22 protein-coding genes are annotated in these 15751 nt (G+C 45.9%); all 22 read right to left on the reverse strand.

The window, feature by feature from the left end:
• Positions 1 to 42: 42 nt before the first annotated feature.
• Entirely contained in the window at positions 43 to 603 is a 561-nt protein-coding gene (locus OCV37_RS08445) for a phage tail assembly protein (protein WP_038181563.1), read from the reverse strand.
• Between the two features lie 136 nt (positions 604 to 739).
• Complete coding sequence (tnpA, locus tag OCV37_RS08450; protein ID WP_261855926.1) at positions 740 to 1201, reverse strand: IS200/IS605 family transposase; 462 nt, start codon at positions 1199 to 1201, stop codon at positions 740 to 742.
• 201 nt (positions 1202 to 1402) lie between these two features.
• Positions 1403 to 1909, reverse strand: coding sequence for a phage major tail tube protein (locus tag OCV37_RS08455; protein ID WP_038186220.1), 507 nt, complete (start codon positions 1907 to 1909; stop codon positions 1403 to 1405).
• Positions 1909 to 3078 carry a phage tail sheath protein gene (locus OCV37_RS08460; RefSeq protein WP_038186217.1) on the reverse strand — a complete coding sequence of 390 codons (1170 nt, stop codon included), beginning with the start codon at positions 3076 to 3078 and terminating at the stop codon, positions 1909 to 1911. The genes OCV37_RS08455 and OCV37_RS08460 overlap by 1 nt, the downstream gene beginning before the upstream one ends.
• On the reverse strand, positions 3071 to 3274 hold the full coding sequence (locus OCV37_RS08465; protein WP_038186215.1) for a hypothetical protein: 204 nt from the start codon (positions 3272 to 3274) through the stop codon (positions 3071 to 3073). The genes OCV37_RS08460 and OCV37_RS08465 overlap by 8 nt, the downstream gene beginning before the upstream one ends.
• A 79-nt stretch (positions 3275 to 3353) precedes the next feature.
• Positions 3354 to 3629, reverse strand: a complete 276-nt coding sequence (locus tag OCV37_RS08470; protein ID WP_077335925.1) for a hypothetical protein — start codon at positions 3627 to 3629, stop codon at positions 3354 to 3356.
• Between the two features lie 14 nt (positions 3630 to 3643).
• Positions 3644 to 4876 (reverse strand): formylglycine-generating enzyme family protein, encoded by a 1233-nt coding sequence (locus tag OCV37_RS08475; RefSeq protein WP_261888071.1) that lies wholly within the window; start codon positions 4874 to 4876, stop codon positions 3644 to 3646.
• A complete protein-coding gene (locus OCV37_RS08480; RefSeq protein ID WP_261888072.1) occupies positions 4869 to 5252 on the reverse strand; it encodes a hypothetical protein in 384 nt (127 codons plus the stop codon). The genes OCV37_RS08475 and OCV37_RS08480 overlap by 8 nt, the downstream gene beginning before the upstream one ends.
• The gene (locus OCV37_RS08485; protein WP_261888073.1) at positions 5200 to 5475 is read right to left on the reverse strand and encodes a hypothetical protein; all 276 of its coding nucleotides are present in this window, start codon (positions 5473 to 5475) and stop codon (positions 5200 to 5202) included. Before OCV37_RS08485 ends, OCV37_RS08480 begins: the two co-directional genes overlap by 53 nt.
• 14 nt (positions 5476 to 5489) lie before the next feature.
• Positions 5490 to 6722 (reverse strand): formylglycine-generating enzyme family protein, encoded by a 1233-nt coding sequence (locus tag OCV37_RS08490; protein ID WP_261888074.1) that lies wholly within the window; start codon positions 6720 to 6722, stop codon positions 5490 to 5492.
• On the reverse strand, positions 6715 to 6957 hold the full coding sequence (locus OCV37_RS08495; protein WP_261888075.1) for a hypothetical protein: 243 nt from the start codon (positions 6955 to 6957) through the stop codon (positions 6715 to 6717). Before OCV37_RS08495 ends, OCV37_RS08490 begins: the two co-directional genes overlap by 8 nt.
• Before the next feature lie 145 nt (positions 6958 to 7102).
• Positions 7103 to 7378 carry a hypothetical protein gene (locus OCV37_RS08500; RefSeq protein ID WP_261888076.1) on the reverse strand — a complete coding sequence of 92 codons (276 nt, stop codon included), beginning with the start codon at positions 7376 to 7378 and terminating at the stop codon, positions 7103 to 7105.
• A 14-nt stretch (positions 7379 to 7392) separates the two neighbouring features.
• Positions 7393 to 8625, reverse strand: a complete 1233-nt coding sequence (locus OCV37_RS08505) for a formylglycine-generating enzyme family protein (RefSeq protein WP_261888077.1) — start codon at positions 8623 to 8625, stop codon at positions 7393 to 7395.
• The gene (locus OCV37_RS08510; RefSeq protein ID WP_261888078.1) at positions 8618 to 9172 is read right to left on the reverse strand and encodes a phage tail protein; all 555 of its coding nucleotides are present in this window, start codon (positions 9170 to 9172) and stop codon (positions 8618 to 8620) included. The genes OCV37_RS08505 and OCV37_RS08510 overlap by 8 nt, the downstream gene beginning before the upstream one ends.
• Positions 9169 to 9933, reverse strand: coding sequence for a phage tail protein I (locus OCV37_RS08515; RefSeq protein WP_051680914.1), 765 nt, complete (start codon positions 9931 to 9933; stop codon positions 9169 to 9171). Before OCV37_RS08515 ends, OCV37_RS08510 begins: the two co-directional genes overlap by 4 nt.
• Entirely contained in the window at positions 9893 to 10894 is a 1002-nt protein-coding gene (locus OCV37_RS08520; RefSeq protein ID WP_038186212.1) for a baseplate J/gp47 family protein, read from the reverse strand. Before OCV37_RS08520 ends, OCV37_RS08515 begins: the two co-directional genes overlap by 41 nt.
• On the reverse strand, positions 10866 to 11225 hold the full coding sequence (locus tag OCV37_RS08525; RefSeq protein WP_038186209.1) for a phage baseplate protein: 360 nt from the start codon (positions 11223 to 11225) through the stop codon (positions 10866 to 10868). Before OCV37_RS08525 ends, OCV37_RS08520 begins: the two co-directional genes overlap by 29 nt.
• Complete coding sequence (locus OCV37_RS08530; RefSeq protein WP_038186207.1) at positions 11225 to 11422, reverse strand: hypothetical protein; 198 nt, start codon at positions 11420 to 11422, stop codon at positions 11225 to 11227. Before OCV37_RS08530 ends, OCV37_RS08525 begins: the two co-directional genes overlap by 1 nt.
• Position 11423: 1 nt before the next feature.
• Positions 11424 to 12041, reverse strand: a complete 618-nt coding sequence (locus OCV37_RS08535; protein WP_169739391.1) for a phage baseplate assembly protein V — start codon at positions 12039 to 12041, stop codon at positions 11424 to 11426.
• A complete protein-coding gene (locus tag OCV37_RS08540; protein ID WP_038186204.1) occupies positions 12025 to 12582 on the reverse strand; it encodes a hypothetical protein in 558 nt (185 codons plus the stop codon). Before OCV37_RS08540 ends, OCV37_RS08535 begins: the two co-directional genes overlap by 17 nt.
• 687 nt (positions 12583 to 13269) lie before the next feature.
• Positions 13270 to 13866 (reverse strand): transposase, encoded by a 597-nt coding sequence (locus tag OCV37_RS08545; RefSeq protein WP_038186202.1) that lies wholly within the window; start codon positions 13864 to 13866, stop codon positions 13270 to 13272.
• 871 nt (positions 13867 to 14737) lie between these two features.
• Entirely contained in the window at positions 14738 to 15679 is a 942-nt protein-coding gene (locus OCV37_RS08550; protein WP_169739390.1) for a restriction endonuclease, read from the reverse strand.
• Positions 15680 to 15751 lie beyond the last annotated feature (72 nt).

The following is a 15751-nucleotide window of genomic DNA, read 5'->3' on the forward strand; positions in this document are numbered from 1 at the left end:
TCTCCTTGGGGGATACGTGGTAGGCCAGCGGGATCACGTCTGTCAGGACTTCAACATCTCTTGGCGAAAGAAGTCCGCCGGTTGTTGCAAAAAATCGATCAGTCGCTCCTGAAGCTGATTCCAGTCCGGCAGACTCAAACGGGCGAGCTCTTGATGGGTAAACCCACAGCAGCTGGCACTGATAAAGAGAGTTCTCTCCCACTCGTCTTGATGAGTCTCCATCAGTTCTGTGGTTGCAACCGTCGGCGGGCGAAGTTTATAGCCGGTTTTTTCCTGACCATCATCGCCCTGAATCGGGATCAGTAATGTCGGTTCGTTGAGGTCAAACTGACCGTCCAGTAATGTGGATGCATTGGATTGCATCAGTTCCAGAACTTGTTCTCGAATCGAGTTGAAATCCGGAGTGACCAGCTTCTTCAATTCAGAGGATGTCAGTCCGGTACTCAGACAAATACATTCCCAAAGCAATTGATTATCATCATGTTGATGGTGGCGGGTCAGTTCTCGCTGTTGCCCGACGGTGATCGTGTGAATGTTTACCTGATTCAGTGGTTGACCTTTATCATCTTCAATCGGCCAGACTAGGTGATGTGTGTGCAACATAGGGGTAACTCCTTGCTCATCAACGTTACGAAAAAAGTATCCACCGGCATAGCCGGTGGTTTTTCATATGCGCCTATAAGGCTCTCCTACTAGCAGCGCCCTAGCAGGCGCGTAGTGATCTGACATTTGCATATGACTACTTCCTGCGGCCCGTAAACGGGCTACCTGAATACGGGATCGACAATTGCTCTCCCATTTTATCCTGCTCTAGTTGCTGCTTGATGTAATTTTGTATCTTGCTCGTATTTTTACCTACCGTATCTACATAATAACCTCGGCACCAAAATTCTCGATTTCTATATTTAAACTTCAAATCACCGAATCGTTCATAAAGCATTAGGCTACTTTTACCTTTCAAATACCCCATAAACCCTGAAACACTCATTTTGGGCGGTATTTCTAAAAGCATGTGGATATGATCCGCGCAACATTCCGCTTCAAGAATGTTCACATTTTTCCATTCACATAGTTTCCTCAATATTTCACCTATTGCTCTACGTTTTTCTCCGTAGAACACTTGCCTTCTATATTTCGGTGCAAAGACTATGTGGTATTTACAGTTCCAGCGCGTGTGCGCTAAGCTCTTTTCGTCCCCCATTGGGACCCCCTTTCAATTCTTAATTAACTCTTGTAGTTGCCAGACCACAAGACTTTTTTATCAAATTGAAAGGGGTTATATAACTGACTTATAGCTGTAAGCTTTACGGAACCCCCAGCCTAGCTGGGGGTTTTCTCTATACAAAAAAGGCCCCGTAAGGGGCCTGATTTGTAGCAATACCAGAAAAGTAAATAACCGAACTTATGCCATACCGACATTACGGCGATGGGCTTCCATCAGATCACCGTTACCCAGATTGAGAATTTGGGCATGACGATCAATGTCATAGATGACTTTGCCATCTTCGGTTTTCTTGTATGCTCTGACCGACATTTCCATATCGTGATCCGGCAATTCCCCCATTTTACTGGCCGATTCAGTCACCGAGATGATTTCACCGGTTAAGCTATATACAATGGCAAAATTGTTCCCGTCTTCATCCTGATGAGACTCTTTGATATCCACCTGACACCAGCTTCCGGCCGCTAATCCATAAGCAGACAAAAGCGCCTGATCAGCGCCTTTGACCTTCCACTTACTATTCATTTTTTCAAGTCCGACCATGATCTCGCCCGGAATGAAAGAGCCACCGCGGGTTTCTTGCATAACCTTTTTGATCTCTGGTGGGGTAAATTCGTCTAGCTCTTTGATTAACGGATGAGAGTTAATCATGGCATAACGCGTAATTCGTGAACGTTGACCTGCCATTAAAGGACCTCCTCAAGAAATGATTCAACAATACCGGTGTCCTCAATCAGGTGGTACACCATATGTTCATTAGGCGCGTAGCCGTAGTATTTGATCGCAATATGCCACTCGCCATTACGGTAGTTTTCAACGTTATTGAGTGTCGGATGAAGGTAGACTTCAGCGCCCATCACGGTTTCATCGGCTTGCAGCGATTTCAGCCAAACATTCAGTTTGGTGATTTCCTGTTCCATAAAGGACTTGCTCAGATTTCTGGCCATTGCGCTCTGAGCTGTCTTCGCCAACTTACGGACAATGGCATATTCCAGACCAACCTGAGAGACGAAGCGCCCCATCACACAACGGTTACCAATCAGAGAGAAACCACCTAACGAGGTCCGCGCAAAATAGGAAACGCCGTGACGATTTAACAAATCACCATTGGTGGATTTATCCATAATGTTATAGTCAATCGTCCGGGCTGTGCCGCTGATCAATGCACCCATGCCGCCCTTCGCCGGACTTTCCCATGCTTTCACACGAGCAAAGCAAGACAGCGCAACCGCTGCACCGGAGAATGACACATTGCCTTTTGCAGCCTGACTGTAAACAGACACCTGCGGATCTACCAGATAAAAAGATTCGTACCCTGTGCCTTCACCACCAAGACTCTGTGAATAGGCAACCGCATCGTTATCATTGGTATTCGGACCGTCACCGACAGGGATGGCAAATAAGCGTTTCCCCATTGCGGCCAGAGCATCGGCTACCGGTTTGGTGTTAAATCCCGGCGCGCTGATATGGGTTGGCGTTTCCATACAATCAGCCAAGGCTTGAATCCCCGTCCGCTGACCCGTGGTTGCGTCAACCTGACCAATCACATTGTTGACGGTATCCGACTGCTCCGTACCTTCCTCAACAATCACCACGTAAATCGGAACGGAAACCAAACGGAATGTTTCATAACAAGTCCGCCACAAAGTTCCTTTTTCTGCGCCGGTCGTATCAAGCTTCGCGGCATCAGCCATATTCGCAATACGAATCGGTGTATTTTTAGTCAGTGATGAATCAGCATCTGGTGCAGTCCCGACAACGCCCAAAACGATGCTTCCCAGCGGCCCCATCGGGGGTGGTGCGGGATGATTGATAACACTGATACCGTTATGCACAAATGATGCAATTTCAGGCATTCGCCTTCTCCTTCTGTTGAGTAGGCAGTGAGGTCATCAGTTTGACCTTACCGCCCAGTTTTAAAAATTCAGCTTCACAAGGAAGCAAATCGACGATGTCGCCTTTCTGATACCAGTGCCGCTGATTCGGGCATTGGTATGGTGCAAGCACCTCATAGGATAAGTGCTCTGCCAGCTTTGACTTTTGGGTTACCATATCGGTCTCCAGAAACTAAAAAACCCAGCACTAGGCTGGGTTTTGGGGATAAAAAAACCGCCTTAATTTAAGCGGTTCATTACGATTCTGATGGCAGCGGGTAACGAGCCTTAATCTCAGCGACTTTATCACGCCAAACTTGCTCAGAGTCAGGCGTCTTATCGTACTGCCACTCCATAAACAGAGGGTCTGACTCAAGTCGGTAAGCTCCTTGTCGTTTGACAATGTTTTGAGCCTCCTCAAAATCTTTTTGCTGCAAAACAGACTCGATCTGCTCCTGAGTCATACCCAACGAATTCATATAGCTGTAGGTCGTATCTGTTTGAGTTCGACCCTGAAAAATATAACTAAACATCTGTTTTACTCCGGTTAAACAAAGAAAGCAGGGCGAAAACCGATGCTGCCGTACGAGAATGACCGCTCATGAAACAGATAGAGCAAACCCAGCCCGGCGGACGAGCCAGCGCCCCAACTTCCCCCGCGAAGCGGGAGCCGCTCGCCATAGTTACGACACCAGAGACCACCGCCAACTGTAGCCGTGGTTGCGGATTCAATCAGCAATCGACGCAACAACTCGTTAGGCGTATAACCGGCCGACTTGGTGATCGCAGCAAAATGCGGGTTATACATATACGGATAGTCGTAACTATCGTCGTCAGCAGGCCCGTTACGCTTGGTCACTGAGTTGCTGAGTACTGGTGAACCGTTATTGCCAGAGCCGCTTTGGTTGTCGGATGTCGAATCAAAATAGGCTGGGTGACGATGCCAGTTAGCCTCAGTAACTGCCGGATTGTTATCCAGCGTTGTCAGGATCTGCCCGTCATCCAGCTTCATCTGGTCAATCCACTCCCACACATTGCCAACCAGGTCACATACACCGAATTCGCTATGATCGTGATTCCACGTGACTGGGCCTTTGCCTGTGCCGGTTCGTCCGGTGCCGTTGGTATCGCCGGGCAATCCGTCGTCAGCACGGCGAGCGGTTTCCCACTTCGCCTCATGGCTGCGGCCATAGTTCGTATTGCCGCGAGGTACAGTGCCGTTAGCCAGAGACCAGAGCGCGATCGCAGCCCACTCATGAATCGACATCAGATGCCAGTTATCGCCCTTCTGCGTGCAGAGCTGTTTTGCAGTGTCATAATTAACCGAGGTGCGCGGTTGAGGACCACCGATGACGGCGGAGCCGCCTGCTGCTGCCGATGCCAGATATTTGCCGACGAGAATTTCGCTGCGAGGCGCTCCGTTGGTTATAAATGCAGGATGAACACCGATGCCAAGATTAAGATCGGCTAATCCCAGATCTTCAATGTTGAAGCGAGGAATAACGCACATGATATTCGGGTTGCCCTGAGCATCATAAATGACGGTGTTTCGACCACCGGAGTTATGCTCGATAGCCTTTCGATACCCATCTGTTGCGATGATAGTCAGATTGCTGGCCTCTTGGTCATATTTACTTTCAACCTTGGTCATTGAATCATTGACATTTTTATCAATCGCAGCCATTTTGCCAGACACTTCCTGTACGACAGCTTGAGAAGCTGCTGTTTGTTCTTGCGATACTTGTTTAAGTAACTGCAATTCTTCCATTATATTAGCCATGATTAGCCTCCAATATTCTCAATCTCTTGCTCATATTCATATATCTATGACCTTGTTTAATTTGAATTACCTGACTATGTAAAAACGCAACTGCATCCATCATCATTTCTGTATCAATCAAAATATTGCGGCTTTCTGTTCCCATCACGCTATCGCTAGGCAGAGCGCTTAAATCTAACGTAAATGGCTGAATACAATGATCATTTCTCGCTTTATAGTTCAGCATTGTATTCGGTGCAGAAATCACCCCAAACAAGGTGCCTAAAAACCCAGTACTAGGCTGGGATTTGGGGATAAAAAAACCGCCTAATTTAAGCGGTTCATTACGATTCTGATGGCAGCGGGTAACGGGCTTTAATCTCAGCGACTTTATCACGCCAAACTTGCTCAGATTCAGGCGTCTTGTCGTACTGCCACTCCATAAACAGAGGGTCTGACTCAAGGCGGTAAGCTCCTTGTCGTTTAACAATGTTTTGAGCCTCCTCAAAATCTTTTTGCTGCAAAACAGACTCGATCTGCTCCTGAGTCATACCCAACGAATTCATATAGCTGTAGGTCATATCTGTTTGAGTTTGACCCTGAAAAATATAACTAAACATCTGTTTTACTCCTGTTAAACAAAGAAAGCGGGGCGAAAACCAGCGTAACCGCCCGAGTCAGACCGTGCAGTACGCAGATGGAGAGCGCCTAGCCCGGTGACCGGGCCATCGAACCAGAACCCCCCTCGAAGCGGGAATCGATCGCCATAATTGCGACACCAGATCCCGCCGCCAACTGTAGCCGTGGTTGCGGATTCAATCAGCAATCGACGCAACAACTCGTTAGGCGTATAACCGGCCGACTTTGTGATCGCAGCAAAATGCGAGTTATACATGTACGGATAGTCGTGACTGTCGTCGTCAGCTGGCCCGTTACGCTTAGTCACTGAGTTACTGAGTACTGGCGAACCGATGGAACCTGTTCCGCTTTGATTGTCAGATGCCGAATCAAAATAGGCTGGGTGGCGATGCCAGTTGGCCTCAGCAACTGCCGGATTGTTATCCAGCGTTGTCAGGATCTGCCCGTCATCCAGCTTCATCTGGTCAATCCACTCCCACACATTGCCAACCAGGTCGCATACACCGAACTCGCTATGATCGTGATTCCACGTGACTGGACCTTTGCCTGTGCCGGTTCGTCCGGTGCCGTTGGTATCGCCGGGCAATCCGTCGTCGACACGGCGAGCGGTTTCCCACTTCGCCTCATGGCTGCGGCCATAGTTCGTATTGCCGCGAGGCACTGTACCGTTAGCCAGAGACCAGAGCGCAATCGCGGCCCACTCATGAATCGACATCAGGTGCCAGTTGTCGCCTTTCTGGGTGCAGAGCCGCTTTGCAGTGTCATAGTTAACCGAGGTGCGCGGTTGAGGGCCGCCGATGACGGCGGAACCGTCTGCTGCTGCCGATGCCAGATATTTGCCGACGAGAATTTCACCGCGAGGCGCTCCGTTGGTTATAAATGCAGGATGAACGCCGGTGCCAAGATTAAGATCGGCTAATCCCAGATCTTCAATGTTGAAGCGCGGAATAACGCACATGATATTCGGGTTACCCTGAGCATCATAAATGACCGTGTTTCGACCACCTGAGTTATGCTCGATAGCCTTTCGATACCCATCTGTTGCGATGATAGTCAGATTGCTGGTCTTTTGGTCATATATACTTTCAACCTTGGTTATCGAGTAATTGATGTTTTTATCAATTGCAGCCATTTTACCAGACACTGCCTGTACGACAGCTTGAGAAGCTGCCGTTTGTTCTTGCGATGCTTGTTTAAGTAACTGCAATTCTTCAATGATATTAGCCATGATTAGCCTCCAATATTCTCAATCTCTCACTCATATTCATATATCTATGACCTTGTTTAATTTGAATTACCTGACTATGTAAAAACGCAACTGCATCCATCATCATTTCTGTATCAATCAAAATATTGCGATTTTCTGTGCCCACCACGACCGTCACGCTATCGCTAGACAGGGCGCTTAAATCTAACGTAAACGACTGAATGCAATGGTCATTTCTCGATTTATAGTTCAGCATTGTTATAGTTCAGCATTGTTATAGTTCAGCATTGTTATAGTTCAGCATTGTATTCGGCGCAGAAATCACCCCAAACAAGGTGCCTAAAAACTCAGCATCAGGCTGGGATTTGGGGATAAAAAAACCGCCTAATTTAAGCGGTTCATTACGATTCTGATAGCAGCGGGTAACGGGCTTTAATCTCAGCGACTTTATCACGCCAAACTTGCTCAGATTCAGGCGTCTTGTCGTACTGCCACTCCATAAACAGAGGGTCTGACTCAACGCGGTAAGCTCCTTGTCGTTTGACAATGTTTTGAGCCTCCTCAAAATCTTTTTGCTGCAAAACAGACTCGATCTGCTCCTGAGTCATACCCAACGAATTCATATAGCTGTAGGTCGTATCTGTTTGAGTTCGACCCTGAAAAATATAACTAAACATCTGTTTTACTCCGGTTAAACAAAGAAAGCGGGACGAAAACCGATGTTACTGTACGAGTATGACCGACCATAGTTCAGAGCGAGTGCGCCCAGTCCGGAGAACGATCCATCGTACCAGCTGGCCCCGCGAAACGGGAGCCGCTCGCCATAGTTGAGACACCAGATCCCGCCGCCAACTGTAGCCGTGGTTGCGGATTCAATCAGCAATCGACGCAACAACTCGTTAGGCGTATAACCGGCCGACTTGGTGATCGCAGCAAAATGCGAGTTATGCATATACGGATACTTGTAAATATCGTTATCAGCAGGCCCGTTACGCTTGGTCACTGAGTTGCTGAGTACTGGCGAACCGATGTAACCTGTTCCGCTTTGATTTTCAGAGGTTAAATCAAAATACGCAGGGTGACGATGCCAGTTGCCCTCAGCAACTGCCGGATTGTTATCCAGCGTTGTCAGGATCTGCCCGTCATCCAGCTTCATCTGGTCAATCCACTCCCACACATTGCCAACCAGGTCACATACACCGAACCCGCTATGATCGTGATTCCACGTGACAGGACCTTTGCCTGTGCCGGTTCGTCCGGTGCCGTTGGTATCGCCGGGCAATCCGTCGTCGACACGGCGAGCGGTTTCCCACTTCGCCTCATAGCTGCGGCCATGGTACGTATTGCCGCGAGGTACTGTGCCGTTCGCCAGAGACCAGAGCGCAATCGCGGCCCACTCATGAATCGACATCAGGTGCCAGTTGTCGCCTTTCTGTGTGCAGAGCTGCTTTGCAGTGTCATAGTTAACCGAGGTTCGCGGTTGAGGGCCACCGATGACGGCGGAACCGTCTGCTGCTGCCGATGCCAGATATTTGCCGACGAGAATTTCACCGCGAGGCGCTCCGTTGGTTATAAATGCAGGATGAACGCCGGTGCCAAGATTAAGATCGGCTAATCCCAGATCTTCAATGTTGAAGCGCGGAATAACGCACATGATATTCGGGTTACCCTGAGCATCATAAATGACGGTATTTCGACCGCCGGAGTTATGCTCGATAGCCTTTCGATACCCATCTGTTGCGATGATAGTCAGATTGCTGTTTTTTTGGTCATATGTACTTTCAACCTTGGCTATTGAATCGTTGATGTTTTTATCAATCGCAGCCATTTTGCCAGACACTGCCTGTACGACAGCTTGAGAAGCTGCCGTTTGTTCTTGCGATGCTTGTTTAAGTAACTGCAATTCTTCAATGATATTAGCCATGATTAGCCTCCAATATCCTCAATCTCTCACTCATATTCATATATGTATGACCTTGTTTAATTTGAATTACCTGACTACGTAAAAACGCAACTGCATCCATCATCATTTCTGTATCAATCAAAATGTTGAGATTTTCTGTGCCCACCACGACCGTCACGGTATCGCTAGGCAGAGCGCTTAAATCTAACGTAAACGGCTGAATACAATGGCCATTTCTCGCTTTATAGTTCAGCGTTGTATTCGGCGCAGAAATCACACCAAACAAGGTGCCATCTTCTAGCCAAAAGCCGAGTTCACGAATGGGATATTCATCAGGTCCAGAGAACTTAGCCACCGCCTGTATCTGGCTGCCACCTATATCTTTGAATTCACTAAATTCAACCCGCTGTAATTCATTCTGCAACGTCGTTTGATTCGGATTTGGGGTATAGGCCCGATCACCGGCTGATACCCATTTTAATGATAACTGGATCCCCTTTGCTTTGGCGCTGATACATTCCTCCAGGCCTTTGCGGGTGATCACTAACTTAATTGTGTCTTCACTCATAATGTAGCTCTCGCATTCATGGTTAAAACGGTGATGTTGTAATGCGCTGCATAACCCGTCACCTTAATTTGACTATATCCAGCAATGACTGGAGTAACAGCACTTGCCTCAACTGTATTGATACTCATCCCGGGCGCGGTCGCACCACTGACAGAAAGAGCAACGAGAGCCTCTGGCATTGGCCATAACTGCGCATAACCCGAGGTCTTCTGTGTATTGGTCACCGGAGCGATTGCACCGGTGATACCCATGCTCGTTTCAACCCCAAACATCAAGGAAAGCTCGATTTGATCCCGTTCTGATTTGGTGTCTTCAATATAAGCGAGTAGCTTTTTGACATTGGTAACGTTGACTGGCTTGTTACCACTTTCCCAAGCCACGATCTCTAAGCTATATGGCTGACCTTGTGGCTCTTGCTGATACCATGGTTTGATTTGACTTTGAAAATCAAATGATTCCAGTGCTAACTTGAGCCCGGCACGGGTGCCGCTCATTTTCCGAACCTGCCATGCATGTCCGGCCAGGTTGCGTTTAACCAGTTCTGTATCAGCCGTCTCCCATACTGTGAGTTGAAACTCAGCAGCGAGATAAGGAACAATTTCCATCGCCGTTTTCTGGGCATCCAGTAGATGGGGGTATGGATTGTCAATGGCATAAATTTGCTGGCTAAATGACAACTCCATTGAACGTTCGAGCAGACTGCGGTTGTCCGGGAGGACACTATATGTTTTCAGTGTCAACGGTAATTTTGACTGACTCAAGATAAGGTGCCTCACTGTAAGCACAACGCAATGGCTGCTCAGGTTGAATAACGTCCCCACGGTGTGCTCCGGTTGACTCCAATAGCACACTGTAGAGCATGGATGACTCGATGCTGGCACCGAGTCGATGTTGTTTCAGGGCATAAGCTTTCACTGCTTGCTCTGCCGCCATCCGCACAACATCAGCATCGGGACCGGGGCGGATATAAAGCTTCGCTTCACACTGCCATGGGCGAATATCAGGCGCTTTTACAGTGATCAAATCGGTTTCCTGAGCGATGTCATCCCGCTCCAGATAAGTTTGAGTCGCCTCGATCAACGACGGACTTGGCAGACCATTGCCTTCATGCGCCAGAATAAAACAATCAACGACACCGGGAGACACTTGCCGGGCTTGTGCATCTTTCGTCAAGCCAGCCATGTCATGCGCCTGATACTCATAAGTCACGACGACTCGATTTTTCTCATGGCTATTGATCTGAACTTCAGGTCGGCCCCCTAGAGTCATGGCATGAAAACGGTATCCGGATCGTGTACCGGTACTCGCTAAAGCATAAGCGGCCAAATAGTATCGGGAGAGCAGCGAATCATTACTCTCCATGACTGGTGGAATCGGAGGAAATGCACCGGGGTCTCCGGGATCAAGCATCTGCCGAGTCACACCTAACTGACTTACAATTAAGTCGATCATGTCATTATCCGTCGCATACATGCCAAACATCTGTTGTGCCTGGTCATTCAATTGCCGGATATGGTTTTGCAAAATCACCGTAAATGCTTCGACAAATTTAGTCAGTAATTCAGCTTCATTGCCGAGTGTTTCATTCACCGCAGTCGCATCATCTGGAGAATGCTGTGCAAAGTATGCCAAAATATCGCGCTTTACTTGTTGGAGCAGAACTTCAAACGGTGGGGTCTGGATGATTTCTGGTTTAGGTAGTGGATTCTGATGTGGAAACATTCAGGGGTACCTCAAACTTAACTGTCCGCCCTTTCCAATTGCCTGAAAAATAAAGGCTTAGGCCAGTCGCGTGACGTGTTGCAATACAACTGTCCGGGATAAAATCAGACAGTCCGTTTTCTGGGTTATAAAATGCCTCAAGCGCAGCGGACTGAGTACGAACTAGCATATGGTCAGTCATATTCGCCGCTAAATGTTCCCGCACCCGGCTACCGAAAGCCGCGCGTTTCACGCGGCCTCCTAACGGGGTGGTCATGACTTGAGTCACCCGACTGACTAACTGTTCATAGCCTTCAATTTGTCTGCCGGTTATCCGATCAATACCAATCATTAGCTCACCTTATAGACGCCGGCCGACGAACCACCAGTGACGTTTACTTCCGCTTGCCCTTGAATATGTTCAACAACAGCTTGAGCAATCGCTTTCACCATCACTTGGGCATAAGCATGTTTGATAGCGGTCCGAAAGCCCGCATTTTCTAATTTCTGGATGATCATCCCTTCTAAAGTATCTGCATTGATAGCCATATTATTTCCCCGCTGTGACTGTACTGGAACCATCGGCGTGTGGATTGCCGGTAAAATGACAAATGTGTGCTGTCGTGACACAAGATGACCCACCGTTCAAAGCAATACTTTTGGCATCCACGGTTGCCACATCACCAGCGACAATCTGCGCACTTTTTTCGACATTGATGTGAACATCGCCTTTAATATCGACGGTCAAGACATGATTTTTTGCATGATAGCTGGTACGACTGCCATCCGGATAAACCCGTAAGATTTCGTTGGGATCGCCACTCGGAGACGGGAAGTTATCACTGAATAATCCTGTCAGAGCGACCGTCTGGCTGCCGTTATCACCGGCACCATAATTAAGCACCAAAGCTTGCTCACCAACCGACGGACAGCGATAGTCTCTGGTTTCACCGGCAGAAGAAGCAAACCAGCGAATAAACGGAGTCGTCAAGTCACCGTGTTTCACTTTGATCAACCAGCCGTTTTCATGAATGGCCTCAACCCGCCCTAATCGAATCAGGCTCCGGTTGCGACGTCGTAACTCTTCCAGTTCACTGGAAAGCATTTCAATTCGCTCTAAATAGGGAGTCAGCATTTCCCGGACGAGTAATTCAATTGCCTGACGCATACTTGACCTCCAACGGCTGATATTCATCCGCGTCATCCAAGTGTTCCGGATTCACCGCCCAGGCAATCCCACCTCGCGCTTCATCTGGTTGAATGAGAGGCTCGCCAAGGTACAGGTTTTGCCGCCAGCTGACTGCCCGACCAATCACCTGATCCAGTTGATACTGAAGTCCGCTTGGTTCTGTACGTAAAAATTCAGGCATATCGATCTGACGGATATCAACACCCCAGCAGTTTCTATCGATAAAGCGTTCAATCATGGCAATGCTATCCAAGACTTGGAGAAACGCCCGCTCAGCTGAACGCGGTAAGAGGCAATGAATCCGAATATGAAAACCATGACAGTATTGCCCTCGCTCATTTCGGCTCCCTGCTCTTCCATAGCGAAACTCAATCAGGAGTGTCAGAGATTCAATAGTCATCGAGCGATATTCATCATAATTTTTCACGACGAGATCATTTCCCAATAATTGTATGAGAGAGGCTTCAATCCGTTCATAAAGCTGACTAGGGAATTCAAGCTGTAATATGTCTGAGTTCAAAATATATCTCCTATGTGATAATGGGTATCACATATTTCGTTGTGTTTTATATTATATAACCGAATAAATACATAGACTGAATAAGTATCTAATTATTTTCGCCGGACGATTCAAATAAAATAAACTCAAGATATAAAACAAAAACCTTCAGTAAAAAGGAAATAAAAAAGCTCCACCAGTCAGGCAGAGCTTTGCAGTGTGAATATCATGCGCCATTCAAAAATATATTTCAATATCTGTGTTCATCACTTTGCGAACTGTTTATTGAATATCAAAACTGACAACAAGCTTAAAATAAAAAAGCCCCGCCAGTCAGGCAGAGCTTTACAGTGTGGACATCATGCGCCATTCAAAAATATATTTCAATATCTATGTTCATCACTTTGCGAACTGTTTATTGCGTATCAAATTTGACAACAAACTTAAAATAAAAAAGCTCCGCCAGTCGGACAGAGCTATGCAGTGTGGATATCATGCGCCATTCAAAAATATATTTCAATATCTGCGTTCATCACTTTGCGAACTATTTGTTGCATAGGTAAGCGAAAAATATGAATCATAAAAAACTCAAAGGTCATGATAAACTTAAAAAACGATATTATATAAAAATGACATTGTCTTATATAATAAATAATTGATGATTAAAGTGGATATATTAGGGATATACTAGTTTTTATAATACTCATTTTAATTCATCAACGCATAAGCTTCTTCTTCTCGCTCTATTCTTTCTATCAGTGTCAACATGGCTGCATTACGTTTTGCTGCAAGCCATTGACTGAGTTCTTCCAAGATCGCATTGTATCGTTTAAATATCGGATAAGAACAGATAAAACCACGAGAACACATCGCAACATAACGGGATTCTGGACGCCACAATACACGCCCCTCTTCACAATGAGTACACTTTCTCATTTGCCGGTGTGACGTTTTGTAAAGACCAGTGCCGCCGCAAGATGAACAGATCGTCCCCTGAGGATGGGTTGCCTCTTCGATTGCCGCATCAACCATCGCAGCAAATGCAGATTCACTACGCTGGCCGCGCCAGTTTTGGGTTAGCGTAGCAATCTCCGACTGGATCTCTTTTTCCAGGGCCTGACGAGAATGACGGCAGTCTTGTGTTTCGACAAATAGAACAAGAAAGCCAATTGGTGATGATTTCCAGCTCACCCCAACCATCGCAAGCTGTTCTTCAACACTGAATTTACTTCGTCCGCCTTGATGCATCGCTTGATAATTCATCCCTTTCAGATTGAATTTTGCCAATAGTGTTTCCGGTCTCATGTTGTTTCCTTATCTCAAAACCAAATAGTTACATACTTGAAATATTTTCGATCTCATGTGATTCAATTTCATCAGGAACAGCGGGGCCCCACGTGTCGTCATTCCGATGCCACGTCATTGCAATAAGAACCAATATTTACGAAAATTAAATACAACTATGGATTTGTTTTCAAGAGGACAGTGCGAACAGCCAGTTTTATAGCAAATGGATTCATATTTACAATCACAGCGCGACGGCAAACAAATTATCATGATACACCGAGACATTCTGTTTTCTCTTCAGTACCAAAATGATAGTATTCGCTTTATCAGCAATGACAGTTAACCTCAGTCCAGACGGATGAATTGTCTTGCTTTTCGATGACTGATTACCGGATACTTACTGAAATAGAGTCACTACCAATGAGATAATCATCTCTACCAGTTGTAAAGCCCATTCTGCCGTTGTTCCAATGGCCTGTCGTATTCATTCAATTGGTTGATTTAGCTGATTTAATCAACACATAAAACCTATGAAAAACAACGAACAACCGACATTCTTCTTTTTTGATTATGAAATCAATTAATTAACTATCTGATTTTAAATAAAAAATAAAAAGGCAAAAAAATCAATAGACGCATTAAACATCACAATTCATTCATCACTTCTTCAAGAACGAAAGCAATCCTTCTCAAACAACATTCTCATATCGGGTTAGAAGCATATCATTGACATCATGGTTTATTACTACCAACGGGATACTCAACGTAACTCGTTTTTGGACATTTCCGAGTTAAAGCATTAACTCTAACTCGTCAGTTTTGGATAAAAATTTCTATGGATTAACGCCGCCATAACCGGTGCGCTGTAAGCGCGAAGTTAATGGCCTTGTTATGCATTCTTACTTAGCAGCTCTTCAATTTTCTCAATTTCATTAACAGAAACAACGTATATATTCGAACCTTCAAGCTCACTATTTAGTTTTGAGAATCTATATTTTGCGTGTTTGGTAAGAGATGCATTGGTAACTAGAACTACTGGATATCCGAGGTTCTTCGCTATTGCCCCAATTTGATTTATTGTTCTTAGCGGTATCAGTTCGGTATCTGTAAACTTAACTTCGACGGCGAATTTTGGTTTTCCATCCTTTCGTACTAAGTAGTCCACACCAATATCAGTTTGTCCTTCGCGTTCGATATTGTCTGCACCATAAATTGATTCGAGCTTCTTGCCTACGAACTCTTCAAGTGCAAATGCTCGCTTAATACGATGCTGAAAAACCTCTTTCTGAGCGACAACTCTTTCTTCTACTTCTTCCTCCCTCTGTTTTTTCGCGCTTGAAAACAGGCTAAAAGAACCTAACAAGGAAACTATCAGTCCGAGTGCTGCAGCCCCCAGTGATAGCCACCGAATTTTCGTTGTCTCTTCCTTTGGCTCATTCGTTGATTGCTCGGGTTGTATAGTTTCTCTTACAGCATCGATGGATTCTACAAGCTCTTTTCGAGAGTCTAGAGGAATAAACTTGTTGGCCAAGAAGGTTTCCTGAACCTGAACAAGAAGTTCATTGACGGTATAAGGGTATTCAATATTGTCTCGTAGCTCTTTCCCTTCGATAAGAGTTTCAATGTCATGAGAATCTATCTGGTGCTTGTTATATACAAGCTCTTGAATAGTGCTTATTAACTCATCATTTATGCCTTCAATTCTTTTTAATTTAATATCTTCTGAGTATTGAGGAACATAGAAAATTGAAAAATAAACAGTTAACAATATACCCACTAGTGAAAACATATGGGATAGATTGTCTTTAATCCAGGTAAAAAATTCCTTCATATATCCTCGGTATTTACTGATGCATAACGCATTATTTATTAAATTGTTAGCAATCCTAGTAATAACTAAAAT

It is taken from the genome of Vibrio rhizosphaerae, from assembly GCF_024347095.1.
Taxonomy (GTDB): Bacteria; Pseudomonadota; Gammaproteobacteria; order Enterobacterales; family Vibrionaceae; genus Vibrio; species Vibrio rhizosphaerae.

Bases quoted from the DNA above. Each gene is read 5' to 3' on its own strand.
- OCV37_RS08495 (WP_261888075.1), bottom strand. From the start codon at position 6,957: ATGCTGAACTATAAATCGAGAAATGACCATTGCATTCAGTCGTTTACG.
- OCV37_RS08460 (WP_038186217.1), bottom strand. From the start codon at position 3,078: ATGCCTGAAATTGCATCATTTGTGCATAACGGTATCAGTGTTATCAAT.
- OCV37_RS08445 (WP_038181563.1), bottom strand. From the start codon at position 603: ATGTTGCACACACATCACCTAGTCTGGCCGATTGAAGATGATAAAGGT.
- OCV37_RS08455 (WP_038186220.1), bottom strand. From the start codon at position 1,909: ATGGCAGGTCAACGTTCACGAATTACGCGTTATGCCATGATTAACTCT.
- OCV37_RS08535 (WP_169739391.1), bottom strand. From the start codon at position 12,041: ATGCGTCAGGCAATTGAATTACTCGTCCGGGAAATGCTGACTCCCTAT.
- OCV37_RS08470 (WP_077335925.1), bottom strand. From the start codon at position 3,629: ATGTTTAGTTATATTTTTCAGGGTCGAACTCAAACAGATACGACCTAC.
- OCV37_RS08500 (WP_261888076.1), bottom strand. From the start codon at position 7,378: ATGTTTAGTTATATTTTTCAGGGTCGAACTCAAACAGATACGACCTAC.
- OCV37_RS08490 (WP_261888074.1), bottom strand. From the start codon at position 6,722: ATGGCTAATATCATTGAAGAATTGCAGTTACTTAAACAAGCATCGCAA.
- OCV37_RS08520 (WP_038186212.1), bottom strand. From the start codon at position 10,894: ATGTTTCCACATCAGAATCCACTACCTAAACCAGAAATCATCCAGACC.
- OCV37_RS08475 (WP_261888071.1), bottom strand. From the start codon at position 4,876: ATGGCTAATATAATGGAAGAATTGCAGTTACTTAAACAAGTATCGCAA.
- OCV37_RS08550 (WP_169739390.1), bottom strand. From the start codon at position 15,679: ATGAAGGAATTTTTTACCTGGATTAAAGACAATCTATCCCATATGTTT.
- OCV37_RS08510 (WP_261888078.1), bottom strand. From the start codon at position 9,172: ATGAGTGAAGACACAATTAAGTTAGTGATCACCCGCAAAGGCCTGGAG.
- OCV37_RS08465 (WP_038186215.1), bottom strand. From the start codon at position 3,274: ATGGTAACCCAAAAGTCAAAGCTGGCAGAGCACTTATCCTATGAGGTG.
- OCV37_RS08530 (WP_038186207.1), bottom strand. From the start codon at position 11,422: ATGGCTATCAATGCAGATACTTTAGAAGGGATGATCATCCAGAAATTA.
- tnpA (WP_261855926.1), bottom strand. From the start codon at position 1,201: ATGGGGGACGAAAAGAGCTTAGCGCACACGCGCTGGAACTGTAAATAC.
- OCV37_RS08525 (WP_038186209.1), bottom strand. From the start codon at position 11,225: ATGATTGGTATTGATCGGATAACCGGCAGACAAATTGAAGGCTATGAA.
- OCV37_RS08485 (WP_261888073.1), bottom strand. From the start codon at position 5,475: ATGTTTAGTTATATTTTTCAGGGTCAAACTCAAACAGATATGACCTAC.
- OCV37_RS08545 (WP_038186202.1), bottom strand. From the start codon at position 13,866: ATGAGACCGGAAACACTATTGGCAAAATTCAATCTGAAAGGGATGAAT.
- OCV37_RS08505 (WP_261888077.1), bottom strand. From the start codon at position 8,625: ATGGCTAATATCATTGAAGAATTGCAGTTACTTAAACAAGCATCGCAA.